Here is a 23706-nt window from a genome sequence, read left to right as displayed (position 1 = left end):
GCGCGCAGCGACACCGGCTGCTTCACCAGAACGCGCCGACGATGCGCGGTTCCGGCTCCAGGATCACGCCGAAGCGCTCCAGCACCGAGGCGGAAATGCGCCGCGCCAGCGCCAGCAGTTCGGCACCGCTGGCCTGGCCGTGGTTGACCAGCACCAGCGCGTGCGCGGCGGACACGCCGGCATCGCCGTCGCGGTGGCCTTTCCAGCCGCAGGCCTCGATCAGCCACGCCGCCGACAGCTTGCGCTGGTCCTCGCCGTCGCCGGGAAACACCGGCAGCGCCGGGTAGGCGTGCTGCAGCGCCTGCGCCTGTTCGGCCGGAAGCAGCGGATTCTTGAAGAAGCTGCCGGCGTTGCCGAGCACCTCCGGGTCGGGCAGCTTGCGGCGGCGGATGTTGATCACCGCCTGCGCCACGTCGGGCGCGCCAGGCATGGCGATGCCGAGCGCCTGCAGTTCCTCGCCGATGCCGGCGTAGTCCAGGCGCAGCGCATGCAGCCGCGGCAGGTTGAATTCCACCGCGGCGATCAGATAGCGGTCGGGCTGGCGCTTGAACAGGCTGTCGCGATAGCCGAATTCGCAGGCGGCGGCGTCCAGCCGCACAAAGCGCGCGTCGGCGCGGTCGTAGGCCTCGACCACGTGCACGAACTCGCCGACCTGCGCGCCGTAGGCGCCGATGTTCTGGATCGGCGCGGCGCCGACCGTGCCCGGGATCAGCGCCAGGTTTTCCAGGCCCGACAAGCCCTGCGCCAGCGACCACATCACCAGTTCGTGCCAGCCCACGCCGGCGCCGGCGCGGACGATGGCGTAGTCGGCGCGGTGTTCGAGCGTGTCGATGCTGCGGTTGGCGAAGGCCAGCACCACGCCGGGCGCGTCGCCGGCGAACAGCATGTTGCTGCCGCTGCCCAGCGGCAGCAGCGCCGCGCCGGCCAGCTGCGGCGCCAGCAGCGCGTCGGGCAGCGCCTCGGGGGCGAAGATCTGCAGCAGCCACGGCGCCTGCGCGGCGACATGGAAGGTGTTCAGCGCCTGCAGCGGCGCATTGGCGGTCAGCGACCAGGCGTTGCTCATAGCGCGGCGACCGCGCCGCGGCTGGGCGCTTCGCGGCGCCGGCGCATCGCCTCGACGCATTCGCCGATCAGCTCCGGGCCGCGGAACACCAGCCCGCTGTAGCACTGCACCAGCGCCGCGCCGGCGGCCATCTTCGCCACCGCATCGGCACCGGAGAGGATGCCGCCGACCCCGATCAGCGGGATCGCCTCGGGCAGGCGCGCGCGCAGGCGGCGCAGCACCAGGGTGGACTGGCCCAGCAGTGGCGCGCCGGACAGGCCGCCGGCTTCGGCGCCCAGCGCGTTCTGTTCCAAGCCGGGGCGGGCGACGGTGGTGTTGGTGGCGATGACGCCGTCCACCTGCAGGTCCGACAGCACCCGCGCCGCGGCGTCGATGTCGCTGTCGCTCAGATCCGGCGCGACCTTGACCAGCATCGGCACACGCTTGCCATGGCGCGCGGCCAGCGCTTCCTGCGCCTCGCGCAGCTGCGACACCAGCTGCCGCAGCGCCTGTTCCTCCTGCAGCTCGCGCAGGCCGGCGGTGTTCGGCGAGGAGATGTTGACGGTCACGTAGTCGGCCAGCGGGTAGACCTTTTCCAGGCAATGCAGGTAATCCGATGCCGCGTCCGCGTTCGGCGTGTCCTTATTCTTGCCGATGTTGATGCCGAGCAGGCCGTGGCGGCGGCGCGCGCGTTCGACGTTGCGCACCAGCGCATCCACGCCGAGGTTGTTGAAGCCCATGCGGTTGATCACCGCCTGCTCGCGCGGCAGCCGGAACATACGCGGCTTCGGATTGCCCTGCTGCGGGCGCGGGGTGATGGTGCCGATCTCGACGAAACCGAAGCCCAGCGCCAGCAGCGCGTCGATGTGCTCGCCGTTCTTGTCCAGGCCGGCGGCCAGCCCGACCGGGTTGGGAAACTCCAGGCCGAACGCGCGCGTGGGCATCGGCGCGATCGCCCTGGCCAGCAGCGGATTGGTGCCGGTGCGGTAGGCCATCTCGATCGCGCGCAGGCCCAGCGCGTGGGCGCGCTCGGCGTCGAAGGCGAACAGGAACGGGCGGGCGAGGGAATACATGGGCACAGCTCAGTTCAACGTGCCGGCGAAGGCACGGGTACGGTAATGGACATCGACCAGGCCATCGACCTGGTGGCGATCGAACAGCGCGCGCAGCGCGGCCAGCATCGGCGCGTGGCGCGGATGCGCGGCCAGCGGCGCATACGAGGAGGACAGCAGGCGCCCGCGCAGGCCGTCGTAGTCCAGCTTCTGCACGTTGGGGAACTGCGCGGTGCCGCGCAGCCCGGCGCCGAACCAGCGCTGCATCGTCGCATCGTCGTGGTAGCGTTCGGCCACCGCGCTGTAGTCGGTGCCGTAGTCGAGCAGCAGCTGCTCGTAGTCGTGCAGGAACGCTGTGCCGTCGAGCAGGCGCGAGTTCCAGTACACCAGCGCCAGGCCGCCGGGACGCAGCACGCGCGCCCATTCGCGGCGTACCGCGTCCAGGTCGAACCAGTGGAAGGCCTGCGCGGCGCTGATCAGGTCGACGCTGGCGGCGGGCAGGGTGGTGGCCTCGGCGCTGCCATCGACCGAGGCGAAGCCGGGGAGGTCGTGCAGCAGGGTCTCGGCGGCGGCGCGCATCGCCGCGTTCGGCTCCACCGCCAGCGTCGGATGCCCGGCCTGCAGAAACATGCGGGTGGAAATGCCGGTGCCGGCGCCGATGTCGGCGACCTGCGCGTCGCGCGCCACGCCGAGTTCCCCGTGCACCCAGTCCAGCAGCGCCGGCGGATAGTCGGGACGGTAGCGGACGTAGTCGGCGACGCGGTCGCTGAAGCGTTCGCGCGGAGCGGAGGCGTCCATCGGCTCAGGCCTGGGTGCTGGCGAACCAGGCCAGCCCGCCGAAGAACAGCACGAACGCCAGCACCGACAGGATCGCGACGATCACCGCGGCCCAGCCCAGGATCAGCCCGCCGACCGCCAGCCCGTCGCCCTGGAAACGCTGCGGTTGGCGGCGGATCTCGGCCCGCGCCAGGTGCCCGGTAATGATCGCGCCGAGGCTGCCGAGCACCGGCATCAGGGTCCAGCCGAGGATGCCGGCGACCAGGCTGACCACGGCGAGGGAATTGGTTTCGCGTACGGCACTCATGTGCGGATCCTCGTGAAGGGGGCAGCGGGTTCGCTCGCATGCACGGTGCCCGAATTATCCCAGAAGCGCGCCTGCCGTGCGCCGTTCATCCGCGCACGCGGCCATGGCGCAACGCATGCGCCCACGCCGGCTGGCCGTTGCGTTCGGCCTGCAGCGCGGCGCTGGCGTGGTCGTAGTCGACCGCCAGCAGCTGCGCGTCCCAGCGTCCGTTGCGCTGTTCCAGGATCGCGTAGCGCGCCTGCGGCGTGCCGGTTTCGACCCGGTACGGCTGCGGATGCGCCTCGGCGTAGGCGGGCAGGCCGACGCTGCCCGGATTGCACAGCAGCCGCCCGTCGTCCAGGCGCAGCGTGCGCGGCACGTGGCTGTGCCCGCACAGCACCAGCGGCGCCGGCGGCGCGGCGCCGAGCCGTTCGCGCACGCGTTGCGCGCTGGCGGGCAGCAGGTGCGGTGCGACCAGTTCGTCGAGCAGCCAGCACAGGTCGTCGTGCGGGGTGCCGTGGCACAGCAGCGCCTGCGGCAGCGCCAGCGTCGCAGGCAGGCCGTCCAGCCAGTGCCGTTGCGCCGGCGTCAGCTGCGCATGCGCGTAGGCATCGCTGGCACCCATCGCCGCGGGCGCCAGTTCGCGCAGCTGGCGCTCGTGGTTGCCGCGCACCGTGGGCAGCGCCAGCGGCAGCAGCCGCGCGGCGGTTTCGCGCGGCCACAGCGGACCGGACACGATATCGCCGAGATTGACGATCTGGTCCGCGCCGCGCCGCCCGATATCCGCAAGCACCGCTTCCAGTGCGGGCAGGTTTCCGTGGATGTCGGACAGGGCGGCGAGGCGCATCGCTTACAGGTCGAACTTGATGCCCTGCGCCAGCGGCAGCGAGTCGGAGTAGTTGATCGTGTTGGTCTGCCGGCGCATGTACACCTTCCAGGCGTCCGAGCCGGATTCGCGGCCGCCGCCGGTGTCCTTCTCGCCGCCGAACGCGCCGCCGATCTCCGCACCGGAGGTGCCGATGTTGACGTTGGCGATGCCGCAGTCGCTGCCGGCCGCCGACAGGAACTTCTCCGCCGCCTTCAGGTTCTGGGTGAAGATCGACGAGGACAGGCCCTGCGGCACGCCATTCTGCATGTCGATGGCCTCGTCCAGGCTGCTGTACTTCATCACGTACAGGATCGGCGCGAAGGTCTCGTGCTGCACCACGTCGTCGCCGTTGTGCAGGCCGGTGACGATCGCCGGCAGCACGAAGTTGCCCGGCCGGTCCAGTGCGGTGCCGCCGGTCTCGACGGTGCCGCCGGCGGCCTTGGCCTTCTCGATCGAGGCAAGGAACTGCTCGACCGCGCCGCGGCTGTTCAGCGGCCCCATCAGGTTGGCCGGGTCGGTGGGGTCGCCGATCTTGCCTTCGACCTGCTTGTAGGCCTTGAGCAGCGTCGCCAGCACGGTGTCGTAGATTGATTCGTGCACGATCAGCCGGCGCGTGGTGGTGCAGCGCTGGCCGGCGGTGCCAACCGCGCCGAACACGATGCCGGGGATCGCCAGCTTCAGGTCGGCGCTCTCGTCGAGGATGATCGCGTTGTTGCCGCCCAGCTCCAGCAGGCAACGGCCCAGGCGCCGCGCGCATTTCTCGGCGACGTTGCGCCCGACCTGGGTCGAGCCGGTGAAGCTGATCAGCGCGATGCGCTTGTCCTCGACCAGCGTCTCGGCCAGTTCGGTGCCGGCGTCGTTGATCAGGAAGAAGATGTCCGGGAAGCCGGCGTCGCGCAGCGCTTCGTTGCAGATCTTCATCGACGCGATCGCGGTCAGCGGCGTCTTGTTGGACGGCTTCCACAGGCAGATGTCGCCGCAGATCGCCGCCAGGAAGGCATTCCACGCCCACACCGCGACCGGGAAGTTGAACGCGCTGATGATGCCGACCAGGCCCAGCGGCTGGTACTGCTCGTACATGCGGTGGCCGGGACGCTCGGAGTGCAGCGTGTAGCCGTACAGCATGCGGCTCTGGCCGACCGCGAAATCGGCGATGTCGATCATCTCCTGCACCTCGCCGTCGCCTTCGGGCTTGCTCTTGCCCATTTCCAGCGCGACCAGCGAACCCAGCGCGTCCTTGTTCCGGCGCAGCGCTTCACCGCACAGCCGCACCGCCTCGCCGCGGCGCGGCGCCGGGGTCGTGCGCCACACCTTGAACGCCGCCTGGGCACGGGCGACGACGGTTTCGTAGTCGTCCTTTGTGGTCGCCTGCACCTCGGCGATGACCTCGTTGCTGGACGGGTTCAGCGGCTGCAGCACGCCGGCGCCGGTGGCCGTGGACCACTCGCCGTTGCCGAGATAGGTGCCGGAATTGGACGCGGTCAGGCCGAGCGCCTTGAGCAGGTCAGCGGACATGGAATCTCCTGGGGTTCGTTGCGACAGGGAAGGCGACCGCAGGCGGGGGACGCGGGACGCGATTAGCCCGCAATTTTAGCAGACCGGGCGGGCCCGGCCGCATCCGCCGCGCGCCGCGGCGGGCTTGGCAAGCGCGGCGATCGTGCGACAATGCGCCCGGCCAAGGCCCCGTAGCTCAGCTGGATAGAGCGGTCCCCTCCTAAGGGACAGGTCGTGCGTTCGAATCGCGCCGGGGTCACCACCGCAGTGGGCATGTGCGCAAGCGCGGCGAATCGCCGATGCCGGTAGTGCATGCAGGCACTGCCTTCGATGCTGCGACATGGCAACGGCCGTCACGCCGCTGCCGCCCATGCGGCGCCGTCCTGGCCTAACACCGTCTACACCCCTCGTCGACGTCGGATGAGCGCCTCGCTCCGTAACCTGCACCATGTCCGCCAATGCAGGAGCGGATGCAGACGCGGTGCCGGCTCCTGCATGGCTGGATGTGCGACGACGGGTTTGCCTTGTTGCAGCTTGCGGCCGCCTGAATCGGCCGCAGCGCCGCATCACGATGCGGCCTGGTTGCGTGTCCACATCCCGGATGGCGGGCTCCACCTCGTTCCGACCGTCGATGGCGGCCGTGTTAACCCCACCCGCGAATGCGAAGCAGGAGTAAGCCAATGAATAGAGCCTTGAAGCTTGTGTTGATCGGTTCGATGCTGGCGGCCTTGGCCGCTTGCCATCGTGATGGCGACAAGAACACGCAGGACCAGAACGCCGCGACGCCGCCAGCGGCGGCCGACGGTAGCCCGGCGGGCGGCAGCAGCGCGCCGCCGGCCGCTACCAGCGGCGACGCGACCGGCACGGCGACCGGTACCGATCCGAGCCAGGGGACGCCCCCGGCGACGCCCACCACACCGACCACCGATCCGCAGTCGCCGACCAGCGATCCGCAGCAACAGCAACAGCCGCCGGCGGACAATCAGCAGCATTGACGAAGGTGCAAGGCGCGCGGACGAAGAATCCGCGCGCCTTGCGCGATCTCCGACCTCGGGTGCCTTCCGTCCATTGTCCGCTACCCGGAACCGCGCGGTCGAAGGGCATAGCCGCGCCACTGAACACAACGCAACCGCACGCCGTTTTTGTCGGTCCGAACATGAGCCCGCACAAACGGTTTTCTACAGTGCGGCGCATGAATCCCGTCTTCGCTGCGCTCGGCATGATGTTCCTGACCATGGTCGCGCTGGTCGCGTCCGAACTGTCCAGGATGGTGGACAAGATCGTGGAATGGGTGCGCCATTCGGCGAAGCCGCGACGATCGATCTGGCGGCGTGGCAAGTCCGGTCACCTGGTCCGACCGCGCCGGTGAGCGCCGCAGCGCCGCTAGCAAGCTTCCGCCGCGTCGGCGTCGGATAGTAACTTTTGCAACGGATCCATCCGGGTGCGACGCGCATGCTGCCTTGCGGCACACAGCGCTTGACAGCACCCCGGCGCATGATGTCCTCTTGCGCCCATGCCCCACGTTCTCGCCCTCGTCACCAGCTTCGTGCCGCCCACGCTTCGGCGCCCGGCCGCATGCTGCGCGGGCATTACCACCGGTATTACCACCCACACCATTCGCCCGGTGCGGCCCGTCGTTTTCGCGTAACTGTCGAAACCCACGGCCCCGCACCCGGATCAGGATGCGGGGGAACCCGTCGGCCTGATGCGAGCGGGGCCTCCACTCCGAGGTCTCCCATGCCGTCCCCCGCAGTCGCTTCCGCTCCCGCCGCAGACCCCGCGCTCGCCGCGCGCACCGTCGTCCACAAGTTCGGCGGCACCTCGGTGGCCGACGCCGAACGCTATCGCCATGTCGCGCAGCTGCTGCTGGCGCGCCCGGAAACCCTGCAGATCACCGTGGTCTCGGCGATGAAGGGAGTGACCGATGCGCTGATCGGGCTGGCCGAACTGGCCGCCAGCGAGAACAGCGACTGGCGCGAACGCTGGCACGAGACCCGCGCGCGGCACCGCGCCGCGGCGGTGTCGCTGCTCGGCGAGCACGCCGGCATCACCGTGGAGTGGCTGGATGCGCGCTTCGATCATCTCGCCGAGATCCTCGGCGCGTTGGCGGTGATCGGCGAACTGCCGCGCGAGGTGCTGGACCGGGTGCAGGGCCTGGGCGAGGTGTACTCGGCGCAACTGCTCGGCGAGCATCTGCGCGCGCTGGGCGAGGATTGCGCGGTGCTGGACGCGCGCGAGGTGCTGGTGGTGGATCGCGGCGAACTGGGCGTGGACGTGGATTGGGAGGCCAGCGCGGCGCGCCTGTCGGCGTGGCGAGAGCAGCATCCGCAGCAGCGCGTCGTGGTCACCGGCTTCGTCGCCCGCGACCGCGCGGGCCGCATCACCACGCTCGGTCGCAACGGCAGCGACTACTCCGGCGCGATCTTCGCCGCCCTGTTCGATGCCGACGAACTGCATATCTGGACCGACGTGGACGGCGTGCTGTCGGCCGACCCGCGGGTGGTGCCCGAAGCGGTGCAACTGGAAACGCTGAGCTACGACGAGGCCTGCGAACTGGCCTATTTCGGCGCCAAGGTTGTGCATCCGCAGACCATGTCGCCGGCGATCGAGCGCGGCCTGCCGATCATCATCCGCAACACCTTCCAGCCCGAACACCCGGGCACCCGCATCACCGCCAGCAGTGCCAGCAGCGGCCCGATCAAAGGCCTGACCCTGAGCCCGGACCTGGCGGTGCTGAACCTGGAAGGCACCGGCCTGATCGGCGTGCCCGGCACCGCCGAGCGCGTGTTCGCCGCGCTGCGCAATGCGCGGGTGTCGGTGGTGATGATCTCGCAGGGTTCCTCGGAGCATTCGATCTGCTGCGTGGTGCGGCAGAACGAATGCGAACGCGCGCGCGATGCGCTGCTGTCGGCGTTCGCGCACGAGCTGGTGGTCGGCCAGGTGCAGCGCGTGCAGCTGACCACCGGCATCAGCGTGCTGGCCGCGGTCGGCGACGGCATGGCCGGGCAGCCGGGCGTGGCCGCGCGCCTGTTCGAATCGCTGGGCCGCGCCCAGGTCAACATCCTGGCGATCGCGCAGGGGTCGTCGGAGCGCAACATCTCGGTGGCGATCGACAGCGCGCACGCGACCAAGGCGCTGCGCGCGGCGCATGCCGGGTTCTGGCTGTCGCCGCAGACCTTCTCGGTCGGGGTGATCGGCCCCGGCAACGTCGGCGCGGCGCTGCTCGACCAACTGCGCGTGGCGCAGCCGCAGTTGCTGGCCAAGGCCAACCTCGACCTGCGCCTGCGCGCGATCGCCTCGCGCAGCACGATGCGCCTGGAAACCCGCGCGATCACCGGCGATTGGCGCCAGGCCTTCGCCAGCGGCCCGCAGCCCACCGACCTGGACGCGTTCACCGCGCACCTGCTGTCGGCGCACCTGCCGCACGCGGTCATCATCGATTGCAGCGGTAGCGCCGACGTGGCCGACCGCTACGCCGGCTGGCTCGCCGCCGGTATCCATGTGGTCACCCCGAACAAACAGGCCGGCGCCGGGCCGCTGGCGCGCTTCCATGCGATCCGTGCCGCCGCCGAGAGCAGCGGTGCGCGTTTCCGCTACGAGGCCACGGTCGGCGCCGGCCTGCCGGTGATCACCACGCTGCGCGATCTGGTCGATACCGGTGACGAAGTCACCGCGATCGAGGGCATCTTCTCCGGCACCCTGGCCTGGCTGTTCAACAAGTACGACGGCAGCGTGCCGTTCTCGCAACTGGTCACCGACGCGCGCGGCATGGGCTATACCGAGCCGGATCCGCGCGACGACCTGTCCGGTACCGACGTGGCGCGCAAGCTGGTGATCCTGGCGCGCGAGGCCGGGCGCGAGCTGAGCCTGGAGGACGTGGCGGTGGAGAGCCTGGTGCCGGAGGCGCTGCGCCAGGCCAGCGTGGAGGATTTCATGGCGCGGCTGCACGAAGTGGATGCGGCGTTCGCGCAACGCCTGCAGGCGGCCAAGGCGCGCGGCTGCGTGCTGCGCTACGTGGCGCAGCTGGCGCCGGACCGCGCGCCCAGCGTTGGCCTGGTGGAATTGCCGGCCGAGCATGCCTTCGCCAACCTGCGCCTGACCGACAACGTGGTGCAGTTCACCACCCGCCGCTATTGCGACAATCCGTTGGTGGTGCAGGGGCCCGGTGCCGGTCCGGAAGTCACCGCTGCCGGCGTGTTCGCCGACCTGCTGCGGGTGGCGGCGGGCGAGGGCGCGCGGCTGTGAGCCAGGCGCAGACCTCGCCGGCGCCGCAGTCCGCTGCCCGCGCCGTGCCGCGCGAGGCGCGCGCCTTCGCGCCGGCCTCGGTGGCCAATGTGGCGGTGGGTTTCGATCTGCTGGGCTATGCGGTGGAGGGTGTCGGCGACACGGTGAGCGTGCGCCGCATCGATGCGGCGGAGGTGCGTATCGCCGCGATCCGCGGCACCACGGTGGCGTTGCCGCTGGAGGCGGCGCGCAACACCGCCGGCGCGGCGCTGATCGCCTTGCGCGAGGCGTTGGCGCTGCCGTTCGGCTTCGAGCTGGAGATCGACAAGGGCATCCCGCTCAGCTCCGGCATGGGCGGTTCGGCGGCCTCGTGCGTTGCTGCGCTGGTGGCGGCCAATGCGTTGCTGGACGCGCCCTTGTCGCGCGAGCAGCTTTATCTGTATTCGCTGGAGGGCGAGGCGGTGGCCAGCGGCAGCCGCCACGGCGACAACCTCGGCCCGATGTTCCTGGGCGGGTTGGTGCTGTCCACGCTGCAGCGGATGGTGCCGGTGCCGGTGCCTGCGGCTTGGCACAGTCTGCTGGTGCATCCGGATGCTGTGCTGGAGACACGCCGCGCGCGCGAGGCGTTGGCCGGCGAGTACCGGCTCGGCGAATTCGTGGCGCAGAGTTCGAATCTGGCGCTGGTGCTGGCGGGCTGCCATGCCGGCGACGAGGCGCTGGTGCGCGCGGGCTTGCGCGACGTGCTGATCGAGCCGCGGCGTGCGCCGTTGATCGTCGGTTTCGATGCGGCCAAGCAGGCCGCGCTGGCGGCGGGAGCGATGGGCGCGAGCATTTCCGGTGCGGGCCCCAGCGTATTCGCCTGGTTCCCGACGCGCGCGGCGGCCGAGGCGGCCGCGCCGGCGGTGCAGGCGGCGTTCGCGGCAGCCGGCTTCGACAGCCAGCATTGGGTATCGCCGCTGCAGTGTCCGGGCGCCCGATTGCTGTAGCGGCGCGTAGCCTCGCTGTTGCTGTTGCTTTCGAGGTTGTTTTTGCTGTTGCTCTTGTTGTTGCTTTTGCTGTTGCCGTACCGGGTTCCCTTCCGAAGCGGCGGCCATGGCGGGGAAAAACCCCGAAGGGGCGGCGCACATGGATGTGCGCCGTTCGCGGCAGGGGCAGGATGCCCCTTCCGCGAATCCCCGGTATGGACGCGGACCCGGAGCGCGCAGCGCGGAGGGCGCTAGGCAGGGCGCGCTTTCTTTTGGTTACTTTTCTTTGCGCGAGCAAAGAAAAGTGACTCGCCGCAAGGCGAAAGCCTTTGCCTTTGCCTCTGCTTTTGCTTTGGTCTGAAGATTCAAAGCAAGAGCAAGAGCAAGAGCAAAGCTTCCGCTGGCGCGGGTCACTTTTCTTTGCTTGTGCAAAGAAAAGTAACCAAAAGAAAGCACACCCGGGCGGCGCGCCCTCCGCGCTGCGCGCTACGGGTGCGCAAGCAGGATGGGAATTTTCGGAAGGCACATCCATGTGCCTGCCGAAAACGACGCGCATCCTGCGCGTCGCCCCCTTCGGGGGTTGTACCCATCCTGCTTGCCGCGCCTCACGGGAGATCGAAAAGCAAAAAAGCAACAGCCGAAGCAAGGGCAGAGCAACAACAAGAGCAATAACCAAGCAGTGCCACAGTCACGGATGACAGTGCGATCGAATTCCCCCTGCCGATGGAACCACCATGAACTTTATTTCCACCCGTAATGCCGCGCCCGCCGCCACGCTCAGCCAGGCCATCGCCGCCGGTCTGGCGCCCGATGGCGGGCTGTACGTACCCGAGCGCATGCCGCCGGCCCGTGAACTGCGTCCTGGCGCAAGCCTGGCCGAGACCGCCGCGACGCTGCTGGCGCCGTTCTTCGACGGCGACGCGCTAGCCGCCGAGCTGCCGGCGATCTGCGCCGAAGCCTTCGATTTCGATGCGCCGCTGCAGCCGCTGGCCACGCCCGGCGACCATGCGCTGGAGCTGTTCCATGGACCGACCGCCGCGTTCAAGGACTTCGGCGCGCGCTTCCTCGCCGCCTGCCTGGCCCGGCTGCGTCGCGATGCCGCTACGCCGCTGACCATCCTGGTCGCCACCTCCGGCGATACCGGCGCCGCGGTCGCCGCCGCCTTCCATCGCCAGCCTGGGCTGCGCGTGGTGGTGCTGTATCCGGACGGCCGCGTGTCGCCGCGGCAGGCGCATCAGCTGGGCTGCTTCGGCGACAACATCCAGGCGCTGCGCGTGTCCGGCTCGTTCGATGATTGCCAGGCGCTGGTCAAGCAGGCCTTGAGCGATGTCGAACTGCAGGCGCAGGCGCCGCTGAGCTCGGCCAACAGCATCAGCCTGGGCCGGTTGCTGCCGCAGATGAGTTATTACGCGCACAGCGCCCTGGTGCACTACGCCGGGCGCGCGCAGCCGCTGAACCTGGTGGTGCCGACCGGCAACCTGGGCAATGCGCTGGCGGCGATCCTGGCGCGCGGGCTGGGCGTGCCGCTGGGCCGCATCGTGCTGGCGACCAATGCCAACCACGTGCTGCCGGATTATTTCGCCGGTGCCGACTACGCGCCGCAGCCCAGCGTGGCCACCGTCGCCAATGCCATGGACGTGGGCGCGCCGAGCAATTTCGAGCGCTTGCGCTGGCTGTACCGCGGCGACGATGCCGCGTTGCGCGCGCAGTTCCAGTCCTATTCGGTGGACGATGTGCAGATCCGCCAGCTGATCGGCGAGCGCTTCCGCCGCTACGGCGAAGTGCATTGCCCGCATACCGCCACCGCCTTGCACGTGTTGCAGCAGATCCGTGCCGAGGGCGCCGAGGCCGATGCCGGCGACTGGGCGGTGGCGGCCACCGCGCATCCGGCCAAGTTCGAGGCGGTGGTCGAGCCGCTGATCGGCCAGCCGGTGCCAGTGCCGCCGGCGTTGGCCGCCTTGTTGCAGCGGCCGGCGCACGCCGAGCCGATCGCGCCGGACTACGCGACGCTGCGCGCGCGCCTGCTGGTCGGCTGAGACTGGCCGCTGCCGCTTGACCCGGCAGCGGCGGCGCCGCTGTCCGGGCCGCCGCGCTGCAGCCTGCGTTGCGCGCGCACGGCGGCGCGCGGTCCGCGGCGCAGAGTCAGTCCTGATCCTGCGGCTGCAGCCGCAACCAGGCGGCCTGCACCACGCTGCGGACCTGCAGCCAGTCCAGGCGCGAGCGCGGGTGGTCGCGCAGGAACACGTCGCGCAGCTGCGGGGCCACGTCCTCGAAGCGCTGGCCGTGGTACTTCAGGTAGGCGTCGTAGGCCAGTTTCAGCGCCGGCTCGTAGTCGGTGAACGCATGCCCGGGCTGATGGAACGGGGCCTGGGCGAAATGCGCCTTCCAGAAATCCAACTCCCTTTCGCGATCCAGCACCACGCAGGCGCGTGGGTCGTGCAGCACATCGATGGCGACGAGCATGGTTGCCCTCCCAGTGGTTCCCCCCTCCGGCACCGCGGCGGCGCCGCAGGTGTATCGCGGCGCAAGTCTATGCCCGGGCGTGTGACAAGGCATGGCCGAGGTCTGAAGCGTTCACGGATGCGGCGGCTGGCAGCGTCTGCGCCGTCCGCGACCGTTGGTCCGCTTAGGCGGGCCCTAAGGCCGCAGCCAGCTCCGCGGTTCGAAGGCAGTCGTGGTCCGCCGGGTTGTCCACAGCGCATGTGGAGCGTTGCCCTGGAAACCTGTGGATAAGTCGGTGCGGGCGCGGTGGTGCAAGGCGTAGACAGGGGCTGGCGAAAAAATCGCCGCCGCCCATCGGCTCATGCTTCGTCGGACGCCAGCCGGTGCAAGGCGGCGAAGTCGCGGATCTCGACCACGTGCAGCTGCGGCAGCGCGATCAGGCCTTGCTGGCGCAGCTTGGTGAAGGTGCGGCTGACCGTTTCCATGGTCAGGCCGAGATGGTCGGCGATGTCGCCGCGGCCCATCATCAAGGTCACCGTGTTGCCGGGATCGCCTCGGCTGGCGGTGCGCGCCGCCAGCTTCAGCAGGAAGTCGGCGAGCTTTTCCATCGGCTGCAGGCGTGCCAGCGACAGCGCCGCATCCTGGGCCGCGTCCAGTTCCAGGCAGGCGCGCTGCAACAGCTTGCGTTCCAGCTGCGGGTATTGCGTGCGCAGCAGCCGCATCTGCGCCACCGACACCCGGCACACGCGGCTGTCGGCGATCGCTTCGATGTCGTTGCGGTATTTCTCCGACTCGCTCAGGCCCACGTAGTCGCCCGGCAGCACGAAGCCGACCACCTGGCGGCGGCCGTCGGCCAGGGTGCGAACCAGGCGCAGCGCGCCGGAGGTGACGGTATAGACCGCTTGCCGCGCCTCGCCGGTGCGGACCAGGGTGGCGCCGGCGGCGTAGGACAGCGAGGTGGTCACCCGCTCCAGCGCCTGCACTTCGTCGCAGGCCAGCGCCGAGCAGATCGCCAGGTGGCGCACGGCGCAATGCATGCATTCGTGCGCGTTCGGATCGCGGGCCGCGGCGGGTTCGGCATAGGGCAGGGCGAAGCCGGGGACGGTCCGGTGCATGCGCTTGGCGGGCGGAGTGGTCACGCCGGGATGATACGCCGATACGTTCGCCGGCACCCCGGTACGGCTAGAATTGACGTCTGTTTGCCCCCAAGACGCAGGAGTTTTGCACGTGATCAAGCCCCGTACGCCGCCCGGCATCATGGAATTGCTGCCGCGCGAGCAGATCGCGTTCCAGCGCATGCTGGACGTCATCCGCCGCAACTACGAGCGGTTCGGGTTCCTGCCGGTGGAGACGCCGGTGTTCGAACTGTCCGACGTGTTGCTGACCAAGTCCGGCGGGGAGACCGAGCGTCAGGTGTATTTCGTGCAGTCCACCGGCGCGCTGGCCAATGCCGAGGCCAGCGGCGAGGGCGGCTTGCCGGAGCTGGCGCTGCGCTTCGACCTGACCGTGCCGCTGGCGCGCTACGTGGCCGAGCACGAACACGAGCTGAGCTTCCCGTTCCGCCGCTACCAGATGCAGCGCGTGTACCGCGGCGAGCGCGCCCAGCGCGGCCGTTTCCGCGAGTTCTACCAGTGCGACATCGACGTGATCGGCAAGGATGCGCTGAGCATCCGCTACGACGCCGAAGTGCTGGCGGTGATCCACGCGGTGTTCGCCGAACTGGGCATCGGCGCGTTCGCGGTGCAGTTGAACAACCGCAAGCTGATGCGCGGCTTCTTCGAGAGCCTGGGCGTGGCCGAGGGCGAGCGCCAGCTGGCGGTGCTGCGCGAGGTCGACAAGCTGGACAAGCGCGGCGCCGACTACGTGCGCGAGACGCTGGCCGGGGAGGGTTTCGCTATCCCAGCCGAGCAGGTCGAACAGATCCTGGCCTTCGTCGCGGTGCGCTCCAGCGGCCACGACGACGCGCTGGCGCGGCTGGATGCGCTGGACGCGGCGGCCGCCTCGAGCGCGACGCTGCGCGAAGGCGTGGCCGAGCTGCGCGAGGTGCTGGCCCTGGTCAAGGCGCTGGGCGTGCCGGAAACCGCGTACTGCCTGAACTTCTCCATCGCCCGCGGCCTGGACTACTACACCGGCACCGTCTACGAGACCTTGCTGACCGACTACCCGCAGATCGGCTCGATCTGCTCGGGCGGACGCTACGAGGACCTGGCCAGCCACTACAGCAAGTCCAAGCTGCCGGGCGTGGGCATCTCCATCGGCCTGACCCGCCTGTTCTGGCAACTGCGCGAGGCCGGGCTGATCGAGGGCATCGCCTCCAGCAGCGTGCAGGCGATGGTGGCGCTGATGGACGAAGCCAAGCTGGACGACGCGCTGGACATCGCCCGGCGCCTGCGCGTCGGCGGCATCAATACCGAAGTGCAGATGGAGCCGAAGAAGGTCGGCAAGCAGTTCCAGTACGCCGCGCGTGCCGGCATCCGCTTCGTGGTGCTGGCCGGCGACGACGAATTGGCGCGCGGCGTGGTCGCGGTCAAGGACCTGGTGCGCGAGCAGCAGTTCGAGGTCGCCCGCGACGAACTGGCCAGCGCCCTGCTGGTCGAGCTGGAGCAGGCCAAGGTCATGCCCTGAGCGGGGATGCAGGGTCGGGCGTGGCGCAACTTGGTCGTTCGCGCCGCGTATCCCTTGTGGGAGCGACTTCAGTCGCGACGCGGATGACCAGGGCCTGGCGCTACTTGAAGCCGCTCCTGCGCCCTTGGCCTATGCGGTGGGTGTGAGTGCCTGTCGCGGCTGAAGCCGCTCCTACAGGGGGCGGTGTGCGCGAACTTTCGTGCACCTTGTAGGAGCGGCTTCAGCCGCGACAGAGCGCATGGCGCCCTCGCGCTCATCGGTGATCGAACACATCCACACAACGCCCCTGCACACCGCGGCTTGACCCGGCCTGTCCAATCGCGCTAATGTACTAACACGCTATTACATTATCGCAATGAAACAACGACCCGCCACGCAACCCGATCGCGACAGCGACACCTCGTTCAAGGCGCTGTCGCGCGCCTTGGCCCACCTGAGCAAGCCGCAGGAGGTCGCCGCGTTCCTGCAGGACCTGTGCACGCCGGCCGAACTGGAGGCGATGTCCGATCGCTGGCGGGTGGTGCCGCTGCTGCTCAAGGGCGTGCCGTACCGCGAGATCCACGAGCTGACCCAGGTCAGCGTGACCACCATCGGCCGCGTCGCGCGGACCCTGGAATACGGCGCCGGCGGCTATGCCACGGCGCTGCGCCGGCAAGCGGCGCGCCCCTCCGATTCCCATTGAGATGTCCTGATGAGTGCTTCCCTGGCAGCGCCGGCGCGTGACCGGCTGCGTATCGCGATCCAGAAGAGCGGCCGCTTGGCCGAGCCGGCGCGGGCGGTGCTGGCCGCCTGCGGGCTGAGCTGGCGCGAGAGCCGCGACAAGTTGTTCTGCTACGGCGAGTCGCTGCCGGTGGACCTGTTGCTAGTGCGCGACGACGACATCCCCGGGCTGATCGCCGACGGCGTCTGCGATTTCGGCATCGTCGGCCGCAACGAGCTGGAAGAGCAGGCCGGCGAGCGCCGCCGCAACGGCCTGCCGGAAGCCTACCGCGCGCTGCGCGGACTGAACTTCGGCCAGTGCCGGCTGATGCTGGCGGTGCCCGACAGCTGGGAGTGGACCGGCTCGGAACAACTGCAGGGCAAGCGCATCGCCACCAGCTATCCGGCGGTGCTGGCCGACTGGCTGGAAGCGCGCGGCCTCGACGCGCAGGTGGTGGAACTGTCCGGCTCGGTGGAGATCGCGCCGCGTCTGGGCACCGCCGACCTGATCTGCGACCTGGTGTCCAGCGGCGCGACCCTGGCCGCCAACCAGCTCAAGCCGGTGGAGACGTTGCTGGAAAGCGAGGCGGTGCTGGCCGGGCCGGTGCGCGAACCGGGCGACGCCCGCGCCGGGCTGGCGGCGATGCTGCTGCGCCGGCTCGACGGCGTGCTCAAGCTGCGCGACAGCAAGCTGCTGATGTTCCGCGCCTCGCGCGATCACGTCGCCGAACTGACCCGGCTGCTGCCCGATGCCGACCCGCTGGTGCAACTGCCCGGCGACGGCGATGGCCCGCTGCAGTTGCAGACCATGTGCCACGGCGCGATCACCTGGCAGCGCATGGAGGAACTGGAGCGCGCCGGCGCGCAGGGGCTGATGGTGTTGACGGTGGAGCGCTCGCTGGCATGAACCGACTGGATTGGAATTCGCTCGACGCGCAGGCGCGCACGCAGGCCCTGACCCGGCCGGCGCAGACCGTCGCCGCGCAGACCCGCGCCGCGGTGGCGCAGCTGCTGGACGACGTGCGCGGCCGCGGCGATGCGGCATTGCGCGAGATCACCGCGCGTTTCGACGGCGTGGCGCTGCAGAGTTTCGAAGTCGGTGCCGACGAGTTCGCCGCCGCCGAAGCGGCGGTGCCGGCAGTGCTGCGCGAGGCGATGGCGCAGGCCGCGGCGCGGATCGAGACCTTCCACCGCGCCGGCATGGCGCAGCCCTACGCGGTGGAAACCGCGCCGGGCGTGGTCTGCGAGCGGGTAGTGCGGCCGATCGGCCGGGTCGGCCTGTACGTGCCGGCCGGCAGCGCGCCGCTGCCGTCCACCGCGCTGATGCTGTGCGTGCCGGCGGCGCTGGCCGGCTGCCGCGAAGTGGTGCTGTGCACGCCGCCGCGCGCCGACGGCTCGGCCGATCCGGCGGTGCTGGTCGCGGCGAAGCTGACCGGGGTGGACCGCGTGTTCAAGCTCGGCGGCGCGCAGGCGATCGCGGCGATGGGCTTCGGCACCGCCTCGGTGCCGTCCTGCGACAAACTGTTCGGGCCGGGCAACGGCTACGTCACCGAGGCCAAGCAGCAGGTGGCGCAGGCTGGGGCCGCCGCGATCGACATGCCAGCCGGCCCCTCCGAGGTGCTGGTGATCGCCGATGTCGGTGCCGATGCCGCGTTCGTCGCCGCCGACCTGCTGTCGCAGGCCGAGCACGGCCCGGACTCGCAGGTGCTGCTGCTGTCCGACAGCGCCGAGCTGATCGATGCGGTCGAGGACGAGATCGAGCGCCAGCTGGCGACGCTGCCGCGTGCGGCGATCGCGCGCCAGGCGCTGGCCGCGTCGCGGCTGATCCAGGTCGGCACGCTCGAGGACGCCTTCGCGATCAGCAACCGCTATGCGCCCGAGCACCTGATCCTGGCGCTGCGCGAGCCGCGCGGCTGGCTGGAGCGGGTCGAGGCGGCCGGCTCGGTGTTCCTCGGCGATTACACCCCGGAAGCGCTGGGCGACTATTGCAGCGGCACCAACCACGTGCTGCCGACCAACGGCGCGGCGCGCGCCTACAGCGGGGTCAGCGTCGCCAGCTTCCAGAACTTCGTCAGCGTGCAGAGCGCCAGCCGCGCCGGCATCGCCGCGATCGGCGCCTGTGCGGTGATCATGGCGCGCGCCGAAGGCCTGGACGCGCATGCCAATGCGGTGGCGCTGCGGATGGAGAAGGCGGCATGAGCGCGCCGAACGACACGCAGATGCCGGGATCGATGCTGGCGCTGGTGCGCCACGACCTGCGCGACTTCGCCGGTTATTCCTCGGCGCGCAGCAGCGCGCTGCACGGCGAGGTCTGGCTCAACGCCAACGAATCGGCCTGGGCCAATCCCGCCGACCGCGATGCCGGCAACCGCCGCTATCCGGATCCGCAACCGCCGGCACTGCGTGCGGCGCTGGCGTCGCTGTACGCCTGCGCGCCGGAGCAGGTGCTGCTCGGCCGCGGCAGCGACGAGACCATCGACCTGCTGCTGCGCGCGCTGTGCGAGCCGGGCCGCGACGCGATCGTGATCACCCCGCCGGTGTTCGGCATGTATGCGGTCTGCGCGCGGCTGCAGAATGCGCGCATCGTCGAAGTGCCGTTGCGCGAGGATGCCGCCGGCCTGGTCACGGACGTCGACGCGGTGGTGGAGACGGCGCTAACGCAGATGGCCAAGCTGGTGTTCCTTTGCTCCCCGGGCAATCCCAGCGGGGCGGCGATTCCGCTGGCCGACATCGAACGTGCCGCCGAGCGCCTGCATGGGCGCGCCTTGCTGGTGGTCGATGAGGCCTACGGCGAATTCTCTGATGTGCCGTCGGCGACCACGTTGCTGGCGCGGTATCCCAACCTGGCGGTGTTGCGCACGCTGTCCAAGGCGCATGCGCTGGCCGCGGCGCGGATCGGCTGCGTGATCGCCGATCCGGCGCTGATCGCGGTGCTGCGCCGCTGCCAGGCGCCGTATCCGATTCCGGCGCCGTGCACGCAGCTGGCGCTGGCCGCGCTGCAGGCCGAGCCGTTGCGGCAGACCGCGGCACGCGTGGCCGAGATCCGCCGCGAGCGCGAGCGCATGTCCGCCGCGCTGGCCGCGCTGCCCGGCGTGCGCCGCGTGTATCCCTCGCAAGGCAACTTCCTGCTGCTGCGCTTCGACGATGCCGAAGCCGCGTTCCGCGCCTTGCTCGGCGCCGGCGTGGTGGTGCGCGACCAGCGCGCCGCCCCGACCCTGGGCGATGCATTGCGCATCACCATTGGCACCGCGGAGCAGAACCAGCGCGTGTTGGGTGCGCTGCAGGCGGGGAGGGCGGCGGCATGACCCCGATCCTGTTCGTCGACCGCGACGGCACCCTGATCGAGGAGCCGGCCGATTTCCAGATCGACGCCTACGAGAAGCTGCGCTTCGTGCAGGGCGTGATCCCGGCGATGTTGAGATTGCGCGATGCCGGCTACCAGTTCGTCATCGTCACCAATCAGGACGGACTGGGCAGCGACGCCTATCCGCAGGCCGCGTTCGATGGCCCCAACGACTTGATGCTGCAGATCTTCGCCAGCCAGGGCATCGCCTTCCGCGAGGTGCTGATCGACCGCAGCTGGCCGGGCGACAACGCACCCACGCGCAAGCCCGGCATCGGCCTGATGCTGCCGTACCTGCAGGACCGCAGCATCGACTGGGCGCGTTCGGCGATGGTCGGCGACCGCCTCACCGACATCCAGTTCGCCGAGAACCTGCGTATCCGTGGCTTCCAGCTGAAGACCGAGCAGTTCGGCGGCGACTGGGACTGGGCCGGCATCGCCCACGAACTGGCCGATGCGCCGCGCCGCGCCACCGTGCAGCGCGACACCAAGGAAACCCGGATCCGCGTCGAGATCGACCTGGACCTGGCGCGCGATCCGCAGTGCGCCACCGGCCTGCCGTTCTTCGACCACATGCTCGAGCAGATCGGCAAGCACGGCGGCTTCGCCCTGGACGTGCGCGCCGAGGGCGACCTGCACATCGACGAGCACCACACCATCGAAGACACCGGCCTGGCGCTGGGCCAGGCCTTGCGCCAGGCGCTGGGCGACAAGCGCGGCATCGGCCGCTACGGCTTCGATCCGCCGGACAGCCCGTGGCCGGCCGCCGACGCCGCAGGTCGCGCCGGCTTCACCTTGCCGATGGACGAAACCCTGGCCAGCGCCGCGCTGGATTTCAGCGGCCGCCCGTACTTCGTGTTCGAAGGCGAGTTCAAGCGCGAGCGCGTCGGCGACCTGCCGACCGAACTGGTGCCGCATTTCTTCCGTTCGCTGTGCGACGCCGCGGGCCTGAACCTGCACCTGCGCGTGCACGGCGACAACGACCACCACAAGGTCGAAGCCTGCTTCAAGGCATTGGCGCGCGCCTTGCGCCAGGCGCTGCGCCGCGAGGGCGCCGCGCTGCCTTCGACCAAGGGTGTGCTGTGATGCGCGCGGGCGTTGCGAGGAGCGTGCGATGAGCGATGTCGCCCTGATCGATGCCGGCGGCGCCAATCTCGGTTCGGTGCGCTATGCACTGGAACGCCTCGGCGTGGAAGCCCGGCTGGTGCGCGACGCCGCCGGGCTGCAGGGCGCCGACCGGGTGATCCTGCCCGGTGTCGGCGCCGCGCCGCATGCGATGGCGCGGCTGCGCGAGCAAGGCCTGATCGAGCCGCTGCGGGCGCTCGAGGTGCCGCTGATCGGCATCTGCCTGGGCATGCAGCTGCTGTTCGAGCATTCCGAGGAAGGCGACGTCGATTGCCTGGGCCTGCTGACCGGCGTGGTCCGGCACATGCCGCCGGCGCTAGGCATCCGCATCCCGCACATGGGCTGGAACCGGCTGCTGCCGATGCGTCCGTCGCCGTTGCTTGAGGGTCTGCCGGAGACCGCCACTGCGTACTTCGTGCATGGCTACGCCGCACCGGTCACCGCCGATACCGTGGCCGCCTGCGACCACGGCGGCCTGTTCACCGCGGTGGTGCAGCACGGCCGACGCTGCGGCGCGCAGTTCCATCCCGAGCGCTCGGCCAGCACCGGCGCGCGCATCCTGCGCAACTTCCTCGAGACCGATTTCCCATGAGCTTCATCGTCTATCCCGCGCTGGACATCCGCGACGGCCGCGTGGTGCGGCTGGCGCAGGGCGATTACGCCCGCGAAACCCACTACGGCGACGATCCGCTGCCGCGCGCGCAGGCCTTCGCCGACGCCGGCGCAGGCTGGATGCACCTGGTGGACCTGGATGCGGCGCGCGCCGGCGGCTACACCCTGGCGCCGCTGCTGAGCCAGATCGGCGCCCAGACCGGGCTGCAGGTGCAGACCGGCGGCGGCGTGCGCTCGCGTGCCGACGTACAGCGCATCCTCGACGCCGGTGCCGCGCGCGTGGTGATCGGCTCGCTGGCGGTGCGCGACCGCGAGTCGGTGCTGGAATGGCTGGCCGAGTTCGGCGCCGAGCGCATCACCGTGGCGCTGGACACGCGCCAGGACGCGCAGGGCGTGTGGCGGTTGCCGGTGCTGGGCTGGACCGAGACCTCCTCGCTGACCCTGGAGGCGCTGGCGGTCGAATACGCGGCGGCCGGGCTGAAACACCTGCTGTGCACCGACATCGCGCGCGACGGCATGCTGTCCGGGCCGAACCTGGAGCTGTACGCCTACCTGCGCCGGATCGCGCCGGGCGTGCACGTGCAAGCCTCCGGCGGCATCCGCGACGCGGCCGACGTGCGCGCCGCGCGCGAGGTCGGCTGCGCCGGCGCGGTGCTCGGCAAGTCGCTGCTGGAAGGCCGGCTGACGCTGGACGAGGCGCTGGCATGCTGAGCCGGCGCATCATCCCGTGCCTGGACGTGCGCGACGGCCGCGTGGTCAAGGGCGTCAAGTTCCGCGACCACGTCGACATGGGCGACATCGTCGAGCTGGCCTTGCGCTACCGCGACCAGGGCGCCGACGAACTGGTGTTCTACGACATCGGCGCGAGCCCGGAAGGACGCTCGGTCGACTACGCCTGGGTGGAACGGGTGGCGCGGCTGATCGACATCCCGTTCTGCGTGGCCGGCGGCATCCGCGACGTGGCTACCGCACGCGCCGTGCTGCACGCCGGCGCCGACAAGATCTCGATCAACTCGCCGGCGCTGGAACGGCCGGCGCTGATCGCCGAACTGGCCGAAGCGTTCGGCGTGCAATGCGTGGTGGTCGGCATCGATTCGATCCGCGAGGACGACGGCCAGTGGCGCGTGCGCCGCTTCACCGGCGATCCGAGCAAGACCCAGGCGCTGCGCGTGCGCACCGTGGACTGGGTGGTGGAGGCGCAGCAACTCGGCGCCGGCGAGATCGTACTCAACTGCATGGACAACGACGGCGTGCGCCGCGGCTACGACATTGCACAGCTGTTCGAGGTGCGCTCGCTGTGCAAGGTGCCGCTGGTCGCCTCCGGCGGTGCCGGCGAGATGCAGCACTTCGCCGACGTGTTCGAACAGGCCGACGTGGACGGCGCGCTGGCCGCCAGCGTGTTCCACAGCGGCGCGATTCCGATTCCCGACCTCAAGCGCTTCCTGCGCCAACGACAGATCGAGGTGCGCGATGGCGCATGAGCACGAAACCGCCGCCGTGCCCGCGGATGCGGCGTTTGATTGGGACGCATTGGATTGGAGCACGCTGGACTGGAGCAAGGGCGACGGCCTGCTGCCGGTGGTGGTGCAGGACGCGGCCACGCTGCGCGTGCTGATGCTCGGCTACATGAATGCCGATGCCCTGGCCGCGACCCGCGCCAGCGGCAAGGTCACCTTCTACAGCCGCAGCAAGCAGCGCCTGTGGACCAAGGGCGAAAGCTCCGGCAACACCCTGGACCTGGTGTCGATCGAGACCGACTGCGACCGCGACACCTTGCTGGTGCTGGCGCACCCGCACGGTCCGACCTGCCACCTCGGCCGCAGCAGCTGCTTCCCGCAGGCGCCTGGCCAGTTCCTGGGCGCGCTCGACCGCCTGGTGGAGCAACGCGAACGCGAGCGTCCGCCGGGCAGCTACACCACGCAATTGTTCGAGAAGGGCACCCGGCGTATTGCGCAGAAGGTCGGCGAGGAAGGCGTGGAGACCGCATTGGCCGGCGTGGCGCAGGACGATGCAGCGCTGCTCGGCGAATCGGCCGACCTGCTGTATCACCTGACCGTGCTGCTGCGCGCGCGCGGCCTGGCGCTGGCCGACGCGGTCGCGGTGCTGGAAGCGCGGCACAACTAGGCCGACGCGACGGCGGTCACCGTCGTGC

At 70.2% G+C, this 23706-nt stretch carries 23 protein-coding genes and 1 tRNA gene; 16 read left to right on the top strand and 8 right to left on the bottom strand.

Going from position 1 to position 23706, the window contains the following annotated elements; all coding sequences use genetic code 11:
- Window positions 1-22: 22 nt before the first annotated feature.
- The 6 genes from murB to amaB all read right to left on the bottom strand — a co-directional run bounded on the left by murB (window position 23) and on the right by amaB (window position 5540).
- Complete coding sequence (murB, locus tag HEP74_RS11605) at window positions 23-1063, bottom strand: UDP-N-acetylmuramate dehydrogenase (RefSeq protein WP_185813017.1); 1041 nt, start codon at window positions 1061-1063, stop codon at window positions 23-25.
- Window positions 1060-2115, bottom strand: coding sequence for a quinone-dependent dihydroorotate dehydrogenase (locus tag HEP74_RS11600; protein ID WP_185813016.1), 1056 nt, complete (start codon window positions 2113-2115; stop codon window positions 1060-1062). The genes murB and HEP74_RS11600 overlap by 4 nt, the downstream gene beginning before the upstream one ends.
- Before the next feature lie 9 nt (window positions 2116-2124).
- The gene (locus HEP74_RS11595; RefSeq protein WP_185813015.1) at window positions 2125-2892 is read right to left on the bottom strand and encodes a class I SAM-dependent methyltransferase; all 768 of its coding nucleotides are present in this window, start codon (window positions 2890-2892) and stop codon (window positions 2125-2127) included.
- A 4-nt stretch (window positions 2893-2896) separates the two neighbouring features.
- Window positions 2897-3178, bottom strand: a complete 282-nt coding sequence (locus tag HEP74_RS11590) for a DUF4190 domain-containing protein (protein WP_179564286.1) — start codon at window positions 3176-3178, stop codon at window positions 2897-2899.
- Between the two features lie 85 nt (window positions 3179-3263).
- The gene (locus HEP74_RS11585) at window positions 3264-4004 is read right to left on the bottom strand and encodes a metallophosphoesterase family protein (protein WP_185813014.1); all 741 of its coding nucleotides are present in this window, start codon (window positions 4002-4004) and stop codon (window positions 3264-3266) included.
- 3 nt (window positions 4005-4007) lie between these two features.
- A complete protein-coding gene (gene amaB / locus HEP74_RS11580; RefSeq protein WP_185813013.1) occupies window positions 4008-5540 on the bottom strand; it encodes an L-piperidine-6-carboxylate dehydrogenase in 1533 nt (510 codons plus the stop codon).
- 164 nt (window positions 5541-5704) lie between these two features.
- On the opposite strand from amaB, the gene HEP74_RS11575 reads away from it, so the two are divergent.
- The 6 genes from HEP74_RS11575 to thrC all read left to right on the top strand — a co-directional run bounded on the left by HEP74_RS11575 (window position 5705) and on the right by thrC (window position 12744).
- A tRNA-Arg gene (locus HEP74_RS11575) sits at window positions 5705-5781 on the top strand.
- A 418-nt stretch (window positions 5782-6199) separates the two neighbouring features.
- The gene (locus HEP74_RS11570) at window positions 6200-6514 is read left to right on the top strand and encodes a hypothetical protein (RefSeq protein WP_255423826.1); all 315 of its coding nucleotides are present in this window, start codon (window positions 6200-6202) and stop codon (window positions 6512-6514) included.
- 197 nt (window positions 6515-6711) lie between these two features.
- A complete protein-coding gene (locus HEP74_RS11565; RefSeq protein ID WP_221893124.1) occupies window positions 6712-6888 on the top strand; it encodes a hypothetical protein in 177 nt (58 codons plus the stop codon).
- A gap of 368 nt (window positions 6889-7256) precedes the next feature.
- A complete protein-coding gene (gene thrA, locus HEP74_RS11560; protein WP_185813011.1) occupies window positions 7257-9764 on the top strand; it encodes a bifunctional aspartate kinase/homoserine dehydrogenase I in 2508 nt (835 codons plus the stop codon).
- A complete protein-coding gene (locus HEP74_RS11555; protein WP_185813010.1) occupies window positions 9761-10729 on the top strand; it encodes a homoserine kinase in 969 nt (322 codons plus the stop codon). The genes thrA and HEP74_RS11555 overlap by 4 nt, the downstream gene beginning before the upstream one ends.
- 713 nt (window positions 10730-11442) lie before the next feature.
- Window positions 11443-12744: a threonine synthase gene (thrC, locus tag HEP74_RS11550; protein ID WP_185813009.1), complete on the top strand. Its 1302-nt coding sequence runs from the start codon at window positions 11443-11445 to the stop codon at window positions 12742-12744.
- Window positions 12745-12850: 106 nt separating this feature from the next.
- On the opposite strand, the gene HEP74_RS11545 is transcribed toward thrC, so the two are convergent.
- Both HEP74_RS11545 and HEP74_RS11540 read right to left on the bottom strand, forming a co-directional pair.
- A complete protein-coding gene (locus HEP74_RS11545; protein ID WP_185813008.1) occupies window positions 12851-13171 on the bottom strand; it encodes a hypothetical protein in 321 nt (106 codons plus the stop codon).
- A 338-nt stretch (window positions 13172-13509) separates the two neighbouring features.
- Window positions 13510-14265 (bottom strand): Crp/Fnr family transcriptional regulator, encoded by a 756-nt coding sequence (locus HEP74_RS11540; RefSeq protein WP_255427974.1) that lies wholly within the window; start codon window positions 14263-14265, stop codon window positions 13510-13512.
- Between the two features lie 112 nt (window positions 14266-14377).
- Here HEP74_RS11540 and hisS point away from each other — a divergent pair, with 112 nt between their 5' ends.
- The 10 genes from hisS (at window position 14378) to hisIE (ending at window position 23678) form a co-directional block, all read left to right on the top strand.
- Window positions 14378-15775, top strand: a complete 1398-nt coding sequence (gene hisS / locus HEP74_RS11535) for a histidine--tRNA ligase (RefSeq protein ID WP_185813007.1) — start codon at window positions 14378-14380, stop codon at window positions 15773-15775.
- A 355-nt stretch (window positions 15776-16130) separates the two neighbouring features.
- Complete coding sequence (locus HEP74_RS11530) at window positions 16131-16457, top strand: YerC/YecD family TrpR-related protein (protein WP_179564306.1); 327 nt, start codon at window positions 16131-16133, stop codon at window positions 16455-16457.
- 9 nt (window positions 16458-16466) lie between these two features.
- Window positions 16467-17381 (top strand): ATP phosphoribosyltransferase, encoded by a 915-nt coding sequence (gene hisG, locus HEP74_RS11525; protein ID WP_185813006.1) that lies wholly within the window; start codon window positions 16467-16469, stop codon window positions 17379-17381.
- Window positions 17378-18673, top strand: a complete 1296-nt coding sequence (hisD, locus tag HEP74_RS11520) for a histidinol dehydrogenase (protein WP_185813005.1) — start codon at window positions 17378-17380, stop codon at window positions 18671-18673. Before hisG ends, hisD begins: the two co-directional genes overlap by 4 nt.
- Before the next feature lie 20 nt (window positions 18674-18693).
- Window positions 18694-19779, top strand: coding sequence for a histidinol-phosphate transaminase (hisC, locus tag HEP74_RS11515; protein ID WP_524540795.1), 1086 nt, complete (start codon window positions 18694-18696; stop codon window positions 19777-19779).
- Window positions 19776-20903 carry a bifunctional histidinol-phosphatase/imidazoleglycerol-phosphate dehydratase HisB gene (gene hisB / locus HEP74_RS11510; RefSeq protein WP_185813003.1) on the top strand — a complete coding sequence of 376 codons (1128 nt, stop codon included), beginning with the start codon at window positions 19776-19778 and terminating at the stop codon, window positions 20901-20903. The genes hisC and hisB overlap by 4 nt, the downstream gene beginning before the upstream one ends.
- Before the next feature lie 28 nt (window positions 20904-20931).
- A complete protein-coding gene (hisH, locus tag HEP74_RS11505) occupies window positions 20932-21534 on the top strand; it encodes an imidazole glycerol phosphate synthase subunit HisH (RefSeq protein WP_185813002.1) in 603 nt (200 codons plus the stop codon).
- On the top strand, window positions 21531-22265 hold the full coding sequence (gene hisA / locus HEP74_RS11500) for a 1-(5-phosphoribosyl)-5-[(5-phosphoribosylamino)methylideneamino]imidazole-4-carboxamide isomerase (RefSeq protein WP_185813001.1): 735 nt from the start codon (window positions 21531-21533) through the stop codon (window positions 22263-22265). The genes hisH and hisA overlap by 4 nt, the downstream gene beginning before the upstream one ends.
- Complete coding sequence (hisF, locus tag HEP74_RS11495) at window positions 22259-23035, top strand: imidazole glycerol phosphate synthase subunit HisF (RefSeq protein ID WP_185813000.1); 777 nt, start codon at window positions 22259-22261, stop codon at window positions 23033-23035. Before hisA ends, hisF begins: the two co-directional genes overlap by 7 nt.
- A complete protein-coding gene (gene hisIE / locus HEP74_RS11490) occupies window positions 23025-23678 on the top strand; it encodes a bifunctional phosphoribosyl-AMP cyclohydrolase/phosphoribosyl-ATP diphosphatase HisIE (RefSeq protein WP_255427724.1) in 654 nt (217 codons plus the stop codon). The genes hisF and hisIE overlap by 11 nt, the downstream gene beginning before the upstream one ends.
- The last annotated feature ends 28 nt before the right edge of the window (window positions 23679-23706 follow it).

It is taken from the genome of Xanthomonas sp. SS (assembly GCF_014236835.1).
Classification (GTDB): Bacteria; Pseudomonadota; Gammaproteobacteria; order Xanthomonadales; family Xanthomonadaceae; genus Xanthomonas_A.
The sequence above is the reverse complement of the archived record's forward strand: the minus strand, read 5'-3'. Positions and strand labels throughout refer to the sequence as shown.